The sequence below is a fragment of the Rathayibacter sp. AC182 genome (assembly GCF_979253875.1).
This window is the reverse complement of the sequence record NZ_CEEDEK010000002.1, coordinates 83,601-98,535: the sequence shown is the minus strand read 5'-3', so window position 1 is coordinate 98,535 and position 14,935 is coordinate 83,601. Positions and strand designations below refer to the sequence as shown.

Genomic DNA, 14,935 nt, shown 5'->3' with positions numbered 1-14,935 from the left:
GCCCGCGATCAGCGAGAGCAGCACGGCGAGCACCGACATGAGAGCGGTGCCCGAGAGGATCTCGCGGAGCACGCGGGACGCGCCGCTCTCGACAGCGCCGGGGCGCGCCTCCTGACCCGGCTTCTGGCCGGGCTCGAGGCCGGTGGACTTCTCGGTCTCCGCGTCGGGGTCGACCGCGGGCAGTTGCGCGTCGCTCACGCCGCCGCCTTCTCGGCGGGCGACTGCCCGGCCATCATGAGTCCCAGCACGTCGCGGGGGTGTCGGCGGGCACGATCCCGATGATGCCGCCCTTGTACATGACCGCGATGCGGTCGGCCAGCGCGGCCACTTCATCGAGCTCGGTGGAGACGACGATCACGGGCACCCCGGTGTCTCGGGTCTCGACGATGCGCTTGTGGACGAACTCGATCGAGCCGACGTCGATTCCGCGAGTGGGCTGCGCGGCGATGAACAGCCGCAGTTCGCGGCTGAGCTCGCGGGCGAGGACGACCTTCTGCTGGTTGCCGCCCGAGAGCCGGCCGACGTGGGTTCCGATCCCCTGTGCCCGGACGTCGAACTCGCGCACCCGCTCCTCCGCGAACCGGTCGAGCTCCTTGAGCCGGAGGTTCAGGCCCTTCACGAAGGGGCCCCCGTCGCTGCGGTCGAGCATCAGGTTCTCGGCGATCGTGAACTCGGCCACCAGGCCGTCCTCGGTCCGGTCCTCGGGCACGAAGCCGACACCGGAGTCGAGGACGCGGCGCACGGAGAGTCCGTCGAGCCGCTTGCCGTCGAGGGTCACGGCGCCCTCGACCCGCTCCTGCAGCCCCATGATCGCCTCGGTGAGCTCGGTCTGGCCGTTGCCCTGCACGCCGGCGATCGCCAGGATCTCGCCGCGGCGGACCTCGAACGAGACGTCGTCGACGACGGCCTGCCCGTTCGCGTCGCGGACCGTGAGGCCGCTGACGACCAGCGCCTCGTCGCCGGCGCGGGCCGGCTCCTTCTGCACGGTCAGCTCGACGGCGCGGCCCACCATCAGCGAGGCCAGCTCGGCGTTGCTCGCGGTGGGCGAGGCCTCGCCGACGACCTTGCCGAGGCGGATGACCGTGATGCGGTCGCCGACCTCGCGCACCTCGCGCAGCTTGTGGGTGATGAAGACGATGGCGGTACCGGCGGCGCGCAGCTGGCGCATGATCGCGATCAGCTCGTCGGTCTCCTGCGGGGTGAGCACCGCGGTCGGCTCGTCGAACACGAGGACCCGGGCATCGCGCGAGAGCGCCTTGATGATCTCGACGCGCTGCTGGACGCCGACGGGCAGATCCTCGACGATCGCATCGGGATCGACGTCGAAGCCGAAGCGGTCCGAGATCTCGCGGACCCGCGTGCGGGCCGCGGCCAGATCGAGGCGGCCGCCGGACTTCGTCTGCTCGTGCCCGAGCATCACGTTCTCGGCGACGGAGAAGACCGGCACCAGCATGAAGTGCTGGTGCACCATGCCGATGCCCGCCTTCTGGCGTCGCCCGGCCCCGAGAAGTGCTGGACGACGTCGTCGAGCAGGATCTCGCCCTCCTCGGCCTGATAGAGGCCGTAGAGCACGTTCATCAGCGTCGACTTGCCGGCGCCGTTCTCGCCCAGGAGGCAGTGGATCTCACCGGGTTCGACGGTGAGATCGATGTGGTCGTTGGCCACGAGGGCGCCGAAGCGCTTCGTGATGCCCACGCAGTTCGAGGCTTCATGGAACCAATCTAACTTTCAGCGAGGCTCCCGACGTCGGCGGGGCTCGAGGACGATCAGCGACAGGGAGGACGCGTGCCGCGCCGGCGGTGCCCGCGGGGGATCACCCAGCGGCAGAGAAAGGGCCGGCCGGCTCCGGGAGGACTCCCGGGGCCGGCCGGCCTCTTCCCGTCGACTAGGAGGCGGCGGGCGCCGACGGCGACTCGACGGTGATCGACCCGTCGATGATGCCCTCGGTGATCGCGTCCAGCTCGCCCTGCAGGTCCGGCGAGACCTTCGACTCGAAGTCGTGGAACGGGGCGATGCCCACTCCGTCGTTCTCCAGCGTGCCGACGTACGGCGTGGCGTCGAACTCGCCGGCGCCGGCCGAGGCGGTCACGTCGGACGTGCCCTCCTTGATGCCCTTGAGGATCGACGTCAGGTAGAGGTCGCCGCCGTCCCGGGTACGTCTCGTACAGGTCGGCGTCGACACCGACCATCGCGATCTCCTTGCCGGAGTCGCGGATGGCCTCGATCGCGGACTGGAAGATCGGACCGCCGACGGGGAGGATGACGTCCGCGTTCTGGTCGATCAGCGACTGAGCGGCCGACCTGGCCTCGACGCCCGGCGCGAAGCCGCCGGTGAAGGAGCCGTTCTGCGACGCGACATCCCAGCCGACGACCTTGACGTCGGCGCCCTTGCCTGCTCGTTGTAGTACGCGACGCCGTCGGCGTAGCCGTCCATGAAGATCGTGACGGTCGGGTACGGCTGTCCGCCGTACGTGCCGACGACACCGGTCTTCGAGTACGACGCGGCAGCGTAGCCCGCGAGGAACGCGGACTGCGACGTGTCGAACGTGATCGGCTTGACGTTCTCGAGATCGATCGAGGCGTCGTCGATGATCGCGAAGTCGATGTCGGTGTTCGCCTCGGCCGCGGCCTTGGTCGCATCCGCGAGAGCGAAGCCGACGGTGATGATCAGGTTGCAGCCCTGGTCGACGAGGCTCGTCAGGTTCCGGGGCGTAGTCCGTCTCGGACTCCGAGGTCACGTCGATGGGATCGACGCCCAGCTCGTCCGCGGCCTCGACGAGACCCGTGTAGCCGAGCTCGTTGAAGGACTTGTCGTCGAAGCCCTCCGGCATCGGAGACCATGCAGGGCAGGAAGTCGCTGCCCGCGGCGGCGCCCGAGTCGCCCTCCTCGGGAGCGGAGGCGCAGCCGGCGAGAAGCGCGGTGACGCCCAGTGCGGCCAGACCGCCGAACGCGGCCTTACGCGTGGTGATAGTCAAGAGATTCGTCCTCCAGGATTCGGCCCGAGCGTCGTGCGCAGCAGGGCGTCGATCCGCTCACGTTACCCAATGTGACGATTCACTCACGGCTCCCGGGGACAGCGTTCGGAAGTCGTTACACAGTGTTGATTTTGTGGAGGAGGCGCTGAGCGCCTCGCTCCACCGCGGACGGCTCTCAGAGGTGGCGCGTTTCCGAGAGCAAGGTGCTTCGGGCTGGCGGACATCGCTGGCACGCGATCTACGCTCACGGCCCTCCACCGTGCGCTCGAGGCTCCGAGCTGCTCGGCCCCGCGCGCTGCGCGCGGACGGGTGCGGACAGAGGGAGGGTCGCGCTGCCGAGGCCCGGGGTGGGAACGACGAAGCGCGGCGCTCCGGAGGGAGGCCGCGCTTCGGGGGCTAGAGGACGTCGGTGCGGCCCGAGGAGGCGGAGGGCGTCGACGACGCCCGCCGGCCTTCTGGGCGTTCTCGGTGGTGGTGACGAGGAGGGCGTCGGGGGTGTCCACGACGACGATGTCCTTCACTCCGATCAGGGCGATCGTGCGGTTGCCGCCGCTGACGACGATGCCGGTCGCGGAGTCCGCCAGGACGCGGGCGTCCTCGCCGAGGATCGCGAGGTCCGAGCGCAGACCGCTCGCGTGCAGCTTGGCGATGGAGGCGAAGTCCCCGACGTCGTCCCAGGAAGTGCCCGGGGATCACGGCGAGCTTGCCCGCCGCGGCGGCCGGCTCGGCGACGGAGTAGTCGATGGCGATCTTCTCCAGACCCGGCCAGATGCGGTCGACGACGGCGCCGCGCTCCGGGGTGTCCCACGCCTCGGCGAGCTCGAGCAGCCCGGCGAGCAGCTTCGGCTTGGAGCGGCCCAGCTCCTCGAGGAGCCGATCGGCGCGCGCGATGAACATGCCCGCGTTCGAAGGTACTGCCCGCTGCCGACGTAGCGGCGGGCCGTCTCGGCATCGGGCTTCTCGACGACGAGTCGACGGCGAGCGTGTGCGCGGCGCCGTCGATCCCGAGGTGAGCACCCGTCTTGATGTAGCCGAAGCCCACCGCCGGCTCGGTCGGCGTGATGCCGATCGTCGCGATGTAACCGGCGTCGGCGGTGGACCGCCTCCGCGACGGCGTCGTGGAAGAGGTGCTGCCCGCTGATGGCGTGATCGGCGGCGAACGAGCCGATGATCACTCCGGGCTCGCGGCGCTCGAGGATCGCGGCGGCCAGGCCGATCGCCGCGGAGGAGTCGCGCGGCTCGCTCTCGAGGACGACGTTGAGGTCCTCGAGGCGCTCCAGCTGGCGCTCGACGGCGGCGCGTGCGCGCCTGTGACCACCATGATCCGGTCGGCGCCCGAGATCGGCGCGAGCCGGTCCCAGGTGTCGCGCAGCAGGGTCTGGCCGGAGCCGGTCAGGTCGTGCAGGAACTTCGGGGCGTCCGCCCGGGAGAGCGGCCGCCAGCCTCGGGCCGATCCCGCCTGCGGGGATCACGCTGTAGAAGCGGTCGAGCGGGGCGCGGCCATCGGTCTCAGGTGATGTCATGTCCGCAGGATACAAGGGCGCCCGGCCGCGACCGTCCGTTCACCGGGCGGCGCTCCCCTTCGCGGGAGCCGTAGCGTCCGGGTTGTGAGAGTCGCGGTCGTCACCGAGAGCTTCCTGCCGTCGTTGAACGGCGTGACCACGAGGCGTCCCTGCGGGTGCTCGGACGAGTTCGCGGCCGCGGGATCGAGGCCCTGGTCGTCTGCCCGCCGCGGGCGCGCCGCCGCTGCGCCGGTCACCGGGTGGTGGAGCATCCCGCCATCGCCTACCGCGAGTTCCCCGTCGGGATCCCGACGCTCGCCCTGACCCGCGAGCTGGCCGACTTCGCGCCGGACGTCGTCCACGTCGCCTCGCCGTTCCTCCTGGGGGCGCGGGCCATCGCCTCCGCCGGCCGACTCGGAGTGCCGAGCGTGGCCGTCTACCAGACCGACGTCGCCCGCTTCGCGGCGCGCTACGGAGTCCGCGGAGCGCGGGCGCTCGCTTGGAAGGTGATCCGCCAGATCCACGCCGGGGCCGATCTCACTGCTCGCACCGTCGAGCAGCGCCCTCGACGACCTGGCCGCGGCGGGCATCGAGCGGACGGCGCTCTGGGGACGGGGAGTGCAGAGCGATCGCTTCCACCCGCGGATGCGCTCCTCCTCCTATGCGCACGACGTGCGCGCCGGGCTCGGCGCCGGGGACTCCCTCGTCGGCTACATCGGCCGGCTCTCTCCGAGAAGAGGGTGGAGCGACTGGCCGCCCTCACCTCGCTCCCGAGGACCGATCTGGTCGTCGGCGGGTACGGTCCCTCCTCCGCCCGGGTCGCCTCGGCTCTGGGATCGCGCGCGCATGCTCGGCCGCCTCGACGAGGAGCGGCTGCCGGCGGTCTACGCCGCCCTCGACGTGTTCGTGCACACCGGCACCGAGGAGACCTTCGGCCAGACGGTGCAGGAGGCGCAGGCGTCCGGCACCGCGGTGGTCGCCCCGCACGCGGGCGGGCCGACGGACCTGATCGAGCACGGGGTGGACGGTCTGCTCTACGCGCCCGAGAGCGACTCCGATCTGCGCCGTCAGGTCGAGCGCCTCACCCGCGACCCCGCGCTGCGCGCCAGGCTCGGCGAAGCGGGTCGCCGTCGCGTGCTGCACCGCACCTGGGCGCGCTCACCGACGAGCTGCTCGCGCACTACGCCGCCGTCGGAGTGCCGGCGGTTGTGGAGCACCGCAGCTAAGGCTCGCGCTTAGCCGCGCTTGATCCGATCGCCGTTTAGAATCCGGAGGGCGATATTCTCGTCGCTCCCCCGCCCCGTCCACGTCCACGAGACGCGGAGCAGGTCAGGCCGTCGGAGTGCACAACCAGGGAGGGTTGTCCGTGTCAGTTCAAGCTGCTCCAGACCCTCGCACCCCGGAAGCAGGGGAAGATCCGGCGTCCGGCCGGAACCCTCTACCGCGGTCGCGAAGGCATGTGGTCGTGGGTGCTCCACCGGATCACCGGTGTCGCCATCTTCTTCTTCCTCCTCGTCCACGTCCTCGACTCGGCTCTCATCGCGGTGAGCCCCGAGGCGTGCCGACGCGGTCATCGGGACCTACAAGAACCCGGTCATGGGCCTCGGCGAGACGGGTCTGGTGGGCGCGATCGCCTTCCACGCCCTCAACGGCCTGCGCATCATCCTGGTCGACTTCTGGAGCTGGGCGACCCGCAACCAGCGCCTGCTGTTCTGGGTCGTCATCGGCCTGTGGGTCGTGCTGATGCTCGGCTTCGCCCCGCGCCACCTCACTGTTCGTCTTCAGCGAGGGAGGAGGGAATGAGCACCGTCGCCGCCCCCTGCACGCCGCACACCCCGACCCGCTCCTCCGGGACGAACTGGGAGAAGTGGGGCTGGATCTACATGCGCGCCTCCGGCGTCGTGCTGATCGTCCTGATCTTCGGCCACCTGATCTACAACCTCCTCCTGGGCGACGGCATCAAGGCCATCGACTTCGGCTTCGTCGGCGGCAAGCTGGCGAACCCGTTCTGGCAGTGGTGGGACGTCCTGATGCTGTGGCTCGCCCTCATCCACGGCGGCAACGGCATGCGCACGCTGGTCAACGACTACGCGACCTCCCCGCTGCTCGCCCGCGCGTTCAAGGGCGGCATCCTCGTGGCCGTCGTCTCCCTGATCGTCCTCGGAACCTGGGTCGTCTTCGCGTTCGATCCGTGCCCGCCGAACACGGCGGCCGAGCTGCTGCCGTCCTTCTGCGGCGCGTGACGCACCGCTGACACCCAGGGAGGAGGCGCTGCGGATCACCGCGGCGCCTCCTCCCGGGTCCGGCACCCCCTCCCGTCCTCCTCACCCGCACAACGGAGCACCCACCCGGTGAGCACAGCAGGCCACGTACACACCGGCGGCGACCAGAGCGCCTTCACGCAGACCGTCGGACCCGACGGCGTCCACTACCACCAGTTCGACGTGGTCATCGTCGGCGCCGGTGGCGCGGGGATGCGGGCGGCCATCGAGGCCGGACCCAAGGCGAAGACCGCCGTGATCTCGAAGCTCTACCCGACGCGCTCCCACACCGGGGCGGCGCAGGGCGGCATGGCCGCCGCGCTCGCGAACGTCGAGGAGGACAGCTGGGAGTGGCACACCTTCGACACGGTCAAGGGCGGCGACTACCTCGTCGACCAGGACGCGGCCGAGATCCTCGCGAAGGAGGCCATCGACGCGGTCATCGACCTCGAGAACATGGGCCTGCCCTTCAACCGCACCGAGGACGGCAAGATCGACCAGCGCCGCTTCGGCCGGTCACACCCGCGACCACGGCAAGGCGCCCGTGCGCCGGGCCTGCTATGCGGCCGACCGCACCGGCCACATGATCCTGCAGACGCTGTTCCAGAACTGCGTCCGCCTGGGCATCAACTTCTACAACGAGTTCTACGTCCTCGACCTCGTGATGACGAAGGTCGACGGCGTCGGCAAGCCGTCCGGAGTCGTGGCCTACGAGCTCGCGACCGGCGAGCTGCACGTGTTCCAGGCGAAGGCGATCATCTTCGCGACTGGCGGCTTCGGCAAGATCTACAAGACCACCTCGAACGCGCACACGCTCACCGGCGACGGAGTCGGCATCATCTGGCGCAAGGGCCTGCCCCTCGAGGACATGGAGTTCTTCCAGTTCCACCCGACCGGCCTCGCCGGTCTCGGCATCCTCCTCACCGAGGGAGCGCGAGGAGAGGGCGCGATCCTGCGCAACGCCTCGGGTGAGCGCTTCATGGAGCGCTACGCCCCGACCATCAAGGACCTCGCACCCCGCGACATCGTCGCCCGCTGCATGGTCCAGGAGGTCGCGGAGGGCCGGGGCGCCGGACCGCACAAGGACTACGTGCTACTGGACTGCACGCACCTGGGCGCGGAGGTCCTCGAGACCAAGCTCCCGGACATCACCGAGTTCGCCCGCACCTACCTTGGTGTCGACCCGGTCGTCGAGCCGGTTCCGGTCATGCCGACCGCGCACTACGCGATGGGCGGCATCCCCACGAACGTGAAGGCCGAGGTCCTCTCGGACAACACCACGGTCGTCCCGGCCTCTACGCCGCCGGCGAGTGCGCCTGCGTGTCGGTCCACGGGTCGAACCGCCTCGGCACCAACTCCCTCCTCGACATCAACGTCGTTCGGCAAGCGCAGCGGACAACAACGCCGCCGACTACGCCAAGACCGTCGACTTCACTCCCCTGCCCGCCGACCCGGCCGGAGCGATCCGCGACATGCTCGCCTCGCTCCGCGACGCCACCGGCACCGAGCGGATCGCCTCGATCCGCAAGGAGCTGCAGGACGAGATGGACAAGAACGCCCAGGTGTTCCGCACCGACGAGTCGCTCCGAGCAGGTCACCGGCACCATCCAGCGCCTGCGCGACCGGTTCCGCAACATCTCGGTCCAGGACAAGGGCAAGCGCTTCAACACCGATCTCCTGGAGGCCGTCGAGCTCGGCTTCCTCCTGGACCTCGCCGAGGTCGTCGTCTTCTCGGCGCGCAACCGCAAGGAGAGCCGGGGCGGTCACATGCGCGACGACTTCCCCAAGCGCGACGACGACAACTACATGCAGCACACGATGGCGTACCTCTCCGGTGACGCCCACTCCTCCGATGCCGGTGACCACATCCGGCTCGACTGGAAGCCCGTCGTGATCACCCGGTACCAGCCGATGGAGAGGAAGTACTAGCCATGTCGACCGCTACCCTCGAGCAGCCCCCCGCGGCCCCCGCCGCCCCGGAGGCGTTCACCGTCACGTTCATCATCCGCCGCTTCGACCCCGAGGTGGACGCCGAGCCGCGCTGGCAGGACTTCGACGTCGAGATGTACTCGACCGACCGCGTCCTGATGCGCTGCACCGCATCAAGTGGGACCAGGACGGGTCGCTGACCTTCCGCCGCTCCTGCGCGCACGGCATCTGCGGCTCGGACGCGATGCGCATCAACGGGCGCAACCGCCTGGCCTGCAAGACGCTGATCAAGGATCTCGACATTTCGCAGCCGATCTACATCGAGGCGATCAAGGGCCTGCCCCTCGAGAAGGACCTCGTCGTCGACATGGAGCCGTTCTTCGCGTCGTTCCGCGAGGTGCAGCCGTTCCTGATCGCCAACACCCCCGGCGCCCAAGGGCAAGGAGCGCGTGCAGTCGGTCGCCGACCGCGCCCGCTTCGACGACACCACCAAGTGCATCCTCTGCGCCGCGTGCACCTCGTCCTGCCCCGTGTTCTGGACCGACGGCCAGTACTTCGGCCCGGCTGCGATCGTGAACGCGCACCGCTTCATCTTCGACTCGCGCGACGACGCGGGTGGAGCGCGCCTCGACATCCTCAACGACAAGGAGGCGTGTGGCGCTGCCGCACGACCTTCAACTGCACCGAGGCGTGCCCGCGCGGCATCCAGATCACCCAGGCGATCGCCGAGGTCAAGCAGGCGGTCATCCGCGGCCGCGCCTGATCGCACCCTCGAACGGCCCCTCGGATCCCTGATCCGGCGGGCCGTTCGTCGTTCCCGGGCTCCCTCCCGCTCGGGTGACAGCCGACACGGACGGCGGCCCTACCCTGGAGGCATGACGGAGGCGGCAGACACCCCGCGCGGCATCCCGGCGCTGATCGAGCGGGTCCTGCGCGGCCCCTGCGGGTCCTCCTGCACTACTCCGAGACCGGCGGGCCGCTCTTCGCCTCGGGGCTGGCGTTCCAGGCGCTGTTCGCCGTCTTCGGCGCGCTGTTCGTGTTCTTCGCCGTCTTCGGATTCTGGGTCCGTGGGGACACCGTCCTGCGCGACTCCTCATCGGCATCGTGCAGCGCTCGATCCCCGGGCTGATCGGCGGCAAAGGCTCCCTCGTCTCCGTCGACACGCTGCTGGACCAGTCGATCCTCGGCTGGACCGGAGTCACCGCCGCCGCGGTCCTGCTCTGGACGGCGCTGAACTTCCTCGGCAGCTCGCGCCAGGCGGTCCGCATCCTCTTCGCCCTCCCCGGTCCGACGACGCTGTTCGTCCTCCTGAAGCTCAAGGACGCCGGCCTCGCGCTCGTCTTCGGAGCGGTGCTGCTCGTCTCCGCTGCCCTCTCGGTGTTCTCGACCACGTTCGTCGACGTCGCCCTCGACTTCCTCGGCGTCGGCAGCGACTCGGAGCTCGGGCGCATCACCGGTGGTGCGGTCGGACTCCTGATCATGCTCGCGCTCGACACCGCGACGCTCGCGGGGTCGTTCCGGATCCTGTCGGGCATCCCCATCCCCTGGAAGAACCTCTGGGTCGGCGCACTGATGGGCGGCATCGCTCTCGGCGCGCTGAAGGTCCTCGGGACCCAGCTGCTCGGAGGCGCGTCGCGGAACCCGCTGCTCGCCTCCTTCGCGGTGCTCATCGGTCTGCTGATCTGGTTCAACCTCGTCTGCCAGGTGATCCTGATCGTCGCCTCGTGGATCTCGATCGGCATGAGCGACGCCGGCATCTCGGCGCGGAAGCTCACGCCCGAGGAGCGCGAGAAGGAGCAGGAGGAGCAGCCGCGCCGCGCGCCGCACGCTCGCCGAGGTGGAGCGGCAGCGCCTCACGGCCGCCCTCGCCGACGCCTCCCTGCTCAAGCGGCGTCGGATCGAGAAGAGCCTGGCGCGCCTCGACGAGGAGCTCGCCGACCTCTCGGCCTGATCCGGCCCCTCGACCGGGGACGGGGGCAGGTCCTCCTCGTCGCCGCGTGCCGGCCCACGCAGGATGCCGCGTGTTGCGCCACGCTTGTCGGACATGTCCGTTTCTGTTGACACCACAGACAAACGGGTCTAAAAAGATATAAACGCAGATCCGCCCCGCGGAACGCGAGCACCACTGGATAGAGACGACGGAGTCGACATGCACGCACCGGAGCGCCACCAGGCGATCCTCGACCGTGCCCGCACCGAGGGTCGCGTCGAGGTCCGCGATCTCGCCCTCTCCCTCGCGGTCACCCCCGAGACCATCCGCCGCGACCTCACGAGCCCCGAGCGCCGTGGACTGCTGCGCCGGGCGCACGGCGGCGCGATCCCGGTCGAGCGGCTGGGTATCGAGCCCGAGGTCGCGGCCCGTGAAGGCCACCTCGCGGGTGAGAAGGACCGCATCGCCACGGCCGCCCTCGCCGAGGTGCCCGACGGCGGATCCCTCGCCATCGACGCCGGGACCACCACCGTCCGGCTCGCGGAGCTGCTCCCCCTGGACCGCCGGCTGACGGTCGTCACCCACTCCCTCCCCGTCGCGATGGCGCTCGTCGGCCGGCCCAACATCGACCTGCACCTGCTCGGCGGCCACCTGCGCGGAGTGACGCAGGCGGCCGTCGGACCGTGGGTCGCCCAGGCGATCGCCTCGGTCTCGGTCGACGTCGCCTTCATCGGCACGAACGGCATCAGCCGCGAGCGGGGCCTGACCACGCCGGACCTCGACGAGGCGGTCGTCAAGTCGGCCCTCATCGCCTCGGCCCGCCGCGTCGTCGTCCTGGCCGACCACTCCAAGTTCGGCCGCCAGGACTTCGGCCACGTCAGCGCCGCTGTCCGCGGTCGACACCGTCATCACGGACAGCGGGATCGACGACGAGCTCGCCGACGACGTCGAGTCCGCAGGCCCCGAGGTGGTCCGCGCATGATCGTCACCGTCACCGCCAATCCGAGCATCGACGTCACCCTCTCGACCTGCGGCTTCGCCGTCGGCGAGGTCAACCGGGCGCACGGCGTTCGGCGCGACCCGGCCGGCAAGGGCGTCAACGTCGCCCGCGCCCTGGCCCGCAACGGAGTCGAGGCCACCGCCGTCTACCTCGCCGACGCCTCGACCGGACTCGATCTCTCGTCGATGCTCGAGGCGGCGGGGGTCCGCTCGGCCAGCTCCCCATCGCGCAGCCGATCCGCACCAACATCACCGTCGTCGACGACGCGACCGGGCGCACCACCAAGATCAACGAGCCCGGCCCGGCGATCAGCCCCGAGGAGGCGAAGGCCCTCTCGGAGCTCATCTGCGACCACGTCGTCGCCGCGCCGCGCTGGCTCGTCGCGTGCGGGAGCGTCCCTCCGGGACTCGGCGCGGACTTCTACGCGTCGCTCGGTCGACTCGCCCTGCACTTCGGCGTCCCGCTCGCCGTCGACACCTCCGGAGCGCCCCTCACCGCGATCATCGCGGCCGGGACCGCGACACTGGTGAAGCCCAGACCTCGAGGAGCTCGAGGAGCTCCTCGGCCGCTCCCTGCCGACGGTCGGAGACGTCGTCGACGGAGCACGCGAACTCCTCCGCCTCCCGGACGGCGCGAGCGCTCGCGAGCCTCGGAGAGCACGGCGCCCTCCTCGTCACGGCCGACGCGTCGCGGTGGGCGGGCACCCGCCGTCGTGCCTCTCAGCACCGTCGGGGCAGGGGACAGCACCCTCGCGGGCTACCTCTCGGCCACCGACGCCACGGAGGCGGAGCGCCTCGCGACAGCAGTCGCGTGGGGCACTGCCGCCGTCCGGCTCCCGGGCAGCGAAGCCCCGGGGCCCGACTCCCTCCGGCTCGACGACGTCATCGTCGTCGAGTCCCCCGACCCCCACCTCCCGATTGGAGAACTGAGCGCATGACTGCACTCACCGAGGCCTCGACCGTCATCGTCGACCTGACCGCCGCCACCAAGGACGAGGCCACCGCGCAGCTCGCGAAGACGCTGGCCGACGCCGGCCGCGTCACCGACCTCGACGGGTTCCTCGCCGACGTCCGCGACCGCGAGGCCCAGATGGCCACCGGCATGCCCGGCGGCATCGGGATCCCCCACGCCCGCTCCTCGCACGTCGTCGCCCCCAGCGTCGCCGTCGGCATCGCGAAGCAGGGCGTCGACTTCGGCGCCCCCGACGGACCGGCCGACCTGATCTTCCTGATCGCCGCGCCCGATGGAGCCGACCAGGCCCACCTCAAGATCCTCGCCCAGCTCGCCCGCAAGCTGATCCACGAGTCCTTCACCGGGTCCTCCGCGCCGCGTCCAGCGGCCAGGAGGTCGCCGACATCATCGCCCGAGAGGTCGTCGTCTCATGAGGATCGTCGCCGTCACCAGCTGCATCGCCGGCATCGCGCACACCTACATGGCCGCGGAGGCCCTGGAGCAGGCCGCGAAGAAGAAGGGGTACGAGATCCAGGTCGAGACCCAGGGAGCCGCGGGCTCCGACCCGATGATCGGACCAGACGATCGCCGACGCCGACGTCGTCATCCTCGCCGCCGACCTCGAAGTCCGCGGCAAGGAGCGCTTCGCCGGGAAGCCGACCCTCGAGGTCGGCACCTCGGAGGCGCTCGCGAAGGCCGCCGAGGTCATCGACCGCGCCGTCGCCACCGCGCAGGCCGCACCGCCCGCCGCTGCTGCGACCTCCTCCGACGCCCCCCGCTTCGTGGCCGTCACGAGCTGCATCGCAGGCATCGCGCACACCTACATGGCCGCCGAGGCGCTTCCGAGCAGGCCGCGAAGAAGCGCGGGTACCCGATCCACGTCGAGACGCAGGGAGCCGCCGGCTCCGAGGAGATGACCGCGGGCGACATCGCCGACGCGGACGTCGTCATCCTCGCCGCCGACCTCGAGGTCCGCGGCAAGGACCGCTTCGCCGGCAAGCCGATCCTCCAGGTCGGAGTCGCCGAGGCGCTCGCCAAGCCGGACGAGGTGCTCGATCGGGCGCTGGCCCTGCGCAGCGCGAGGCCCGCCGACGCGCCTGCCCGCGCGCAGGCCGCCGCCGCTCCCGCCGCCGCCCCCAAGAAGGTCGGCGTCGGCACGCGCATCCGCCAGAACCTGATGACCGGCGTCTCGTACATGATCCCGTTCGTCGCGGCCGGCGGTCTGCTGATCGCCCTGTCGTTCCTGTTCGGCGGGTACCAGATCGTCAGCTTCACTCCGCAGCAGATCATCGACAACGGCTTCAACCCGGTGAACATCACCGACTGGGCCGGAGTCATGTTCCTGATCGGAGGAGCGACCTTCGCGTTCCTCGTGCCGGTGCTGTCGGGCTTCATCGCCTTCGGCATCGCCGACCGCCCGGGCATCGCCCCCGGATTCCTCGGCGGCGCTGTCGCGGTGACCGTCGGAGCCGGCTTCCTCGGCGGACTCGCCTCGGGCTTCATCGCCGGCTACGCGGCGCTCTACATCTCGCGGATCAAGCTGCCCGCGGCCTTCAAGTCGCTGATGCCCGTCGTGATCATCCTCTGGATCGCGACCTTCATCACCGGCTTCCTGATGTTCGTCGTCCTCGGGGCGCCGCTCCGCGCCCTGAGCGAGGGACTCTCGTCCTGGCTCTCCGGCCTCACCGGCGGCAACCTCATCGTGCTCGGGATCATCCTGGGCCTGATGATGGCGTTCGACATGGGCGGCCCGGTCAACAAGGTGGCCTACGCCTTCGCGACCACCGGACTCGCCTCGGTCCCCGCCGACGGCGACCCGAACTCGGTGCAGTTCAAGGTGATGGCGATCGTGATGGCCGCCGGCATGACGCCGCCGCTGGGTCTCGCCCTGGCCACGACGCTCCGCAAGCGCCTCTTCACCGACGCCGAGCGCCAGAACGGCAAGGCCGCCTACCTGCTCGGCGCGTCGTTCATCTCGGAGGGGGCCATCCCGTTCGCCGCGGTCGACCCGCTGCGCGTGATCCCGTCCGCGATGATCGGCTCGGCCGTCACCGGCGCGCTCGTCGCCCTGTTCGGCTCGACGCTGCGCGCCCCGCACGGCGGAGTCTGGGTCACCGGCCTCGTCGGGCAGCCGATCCTCTACCTGGTCGCGATCCTCGTCGGAATGGTCGTCACCGCGATCGCCGTCATCATCGCCAAGAGCATCAAGCGCGCCCCCGTGGTCGCCGAGGTGCCCGAGCCCGTCACGGCTCGCCCCGTCGCCGCGGTCCGAACCGCCGCGACCCCCGAACGACCGTCCTGAGCGGTCCCACTGACGGCCCCCGCCTGCGCCGCCTTCTTCTTCTCCGAGGGAAGGTGGTGCAGGACGGGGCTGTTCCTTTTTCCG

The 14,935-nt window shown here is 70.6% G+C and carries 8 protein-coding genes and 8 pseudogenes; 12 read left to right on the top strand and 4 right to left on the bottom strand.

What is annotated here, in order from left to right:
• Positions 1-194: 194 nt before the first annotated feature.
• From AC0CII_RS01365 to AC0CII_RS01355, 3 pseudogenes are all read right to left on the bottom strand, one after another.
• Positions 195-1,695, bottom strand: a pseudogene (locus AC0CII_RS01365) (ABC transporter ATP-binding protein).
• A gap of 190 nt (positions 1,696-1,885) precedes the next feature.
• Positions 1,886-2,976 (bottom strand): annotated as a pseudogene (locus tag AC0CII_RS01360) (BMP family lipoprotein).
• A gap of 396 nt (positions 2,977-3,372) precedes the next feature.
• A pseudogene (locus AC0CII_RS01355) lies at positions 3,373-4,499 on the bottom strand (mannose-1-phosphate guanylyltransferase).
• 155 nt (positions 4,500-4,654) lie between these two features.
• On the opposite strand from AC0CII_RS01355, the pseudogene AC0CII_RS01350 reads away from it, so the two are divergent.
• The 9 genes and pseudogenes from AC0CII_RS01350 to AC0CII_RS01310 form a co-directional block, all read left to right on the top strand.
• Positions 4,655-4,957, top strand: a pseudogene (locus AC0CII_RS01350) (glycosyltransferase); the annotation flags it as partial.
• Between the two features lie 166 nt (positions 4,958-5,123).
• Positions 5,124-5,717, top strand: a complete 594-nt coding sequence (locus AC0CII_RS01345; protein WP_465228597.1) for a glycosyltransferase family 4 protein — start codon at positions 5,124-5,126, stop codon at positions 5,715-5,717.
• 218 nt (positions 5,718-5,935) lie between these two features.
• A pseudogene (sdhC, locus tag AC0CII_RS01340) lies at positions 5,936-6,273 on the top strand (succinate dehydrogenase, cytochrome b556 subunit); the annotation flags it as partial.
• 4 nt (positions 6,274-6,277) lie between these two features.
• The gene (locus AC0CII_RS01335) at positions 6,278-6,721 is read left to right on the top strand and encodes a succinate dehydrogenase hydrophobic membrane anchor subunit (RefSeq protein WP_465228465.1); all 444 of its coding nucleotides are present in this window, start codon (positions 6,278-6,280) and stop codon (positions 6,719-6,721) included.
• Positions 6,722-6,952: 231 nt separating this feature from the next.
• A pseudogene (locus AC0CII_RS01330) lies at positions 6,953-8,041 on the top strand (FAD-binding protein); the annotation flags it as partial.
• Between the two features lie 18 nt (positions 8,042-8,059).
• Entirely contained in the window at positions 8,060-8,668 is a 609-nt protein-coding gene (locus AC0CII_RS01325; RefSeq protein WP_465228596.1) for a hypothetical protein, read from the top strand.
• A gap of 2 nt (positions 8,669-8,670) precedes the next feature.
• Positions 8,671-9,431, top strand: a pseudogene (locus AC0CII_RS01320) (succinate dehydrogenase iron-sulfur subunit).
• 341 nt (positions 9,432-9,772) lie between these two features.
• Positions 9,773-10,729, top strand: a complete 957-nt coding sequence (locus AC0CII_RS01315) for a YihY/virulence factor BrkB family protein (protein ID WP_465228464.1) — start codon at positions 9,773-9,775, stop codon at positions 10,727-10,729.
• Positions 10,730-10,817: 88 nt separating this feature from the next.
• Positions 10,818-12,128, top strand: a complete 1,311-nt coding sequence (locus AC0CII_RS01310; RefSeq protein WP_465228463.1) for a DeoR/GlpR family DNA-binding transcription regulator — start codon at positions 10,818-10,820, stop codon at positions 12,126-12,128.
• On the opposite strand, the gene AC0CII_RS01305 is transcribed toward AC0CII_RS01310, so the two are convergent.
• On the bottom strand, positions 12,099-12,302 hold the full coding sequence (locus tag AC0CII_RS01305; RefSeq protein WP_465228462.1) for a hypothetical protein: 204 nt from the start codon (positions 12,300-12,302) through the stop codon (positions 12,099-12,101). The two genes, AC0CII_RS01310 and AC0CII_RS01305, sit on opposite strands and share 30 nt — an antisense overlap.
• An 8-nt stretch (positions 12,303-12,310) precedes the next feature.
• Here AC0CII_RS01305 and AC0CII_RS01300 point away from each other — a divergent pair, with 8 nt between their 5' ends.
• From AC0CII_RS01300 to AC0CII_RS01290, 3 genes and pseudogenes are all read left to right on the top strand, one after another.
• On the top strand, positions 12,311-12,535 hold the full coding sequence (locus AC0CII_RS01300; RefSeq protein ID WP_465228461.1) for a hypothetical protein: 225 nt from the start codon (positions 12,311-12,313) through the stop codon (positions 12,533-12,535).
• Positions 12,532-12,852 (top strand): annotated as a pseudogene (locus tag AC0CII_RS01295) (PTS sugar transporter subunit IIA); the annotation flags it as partial. The gene AC0CII_RS01300 and the pseudogene AC0CII_RS01295, both read left to right, overlap by 4 nt.
• 127 nt (positions 12,853-12,979) lie before the next feature.
• Positions 12,980-14,851, top strand: a complete 1,872-nt coding sequence (locus AC0CII_RS01290) for a fructose-specific PTS transporter subunit EIIC (protein WP_465228460.1) — start codon at positions 12,980-12,982, stop codon at positions 14,849-14,851.
• Positions 14,852-14,935 lie beyond the last annotated feature (84 nt).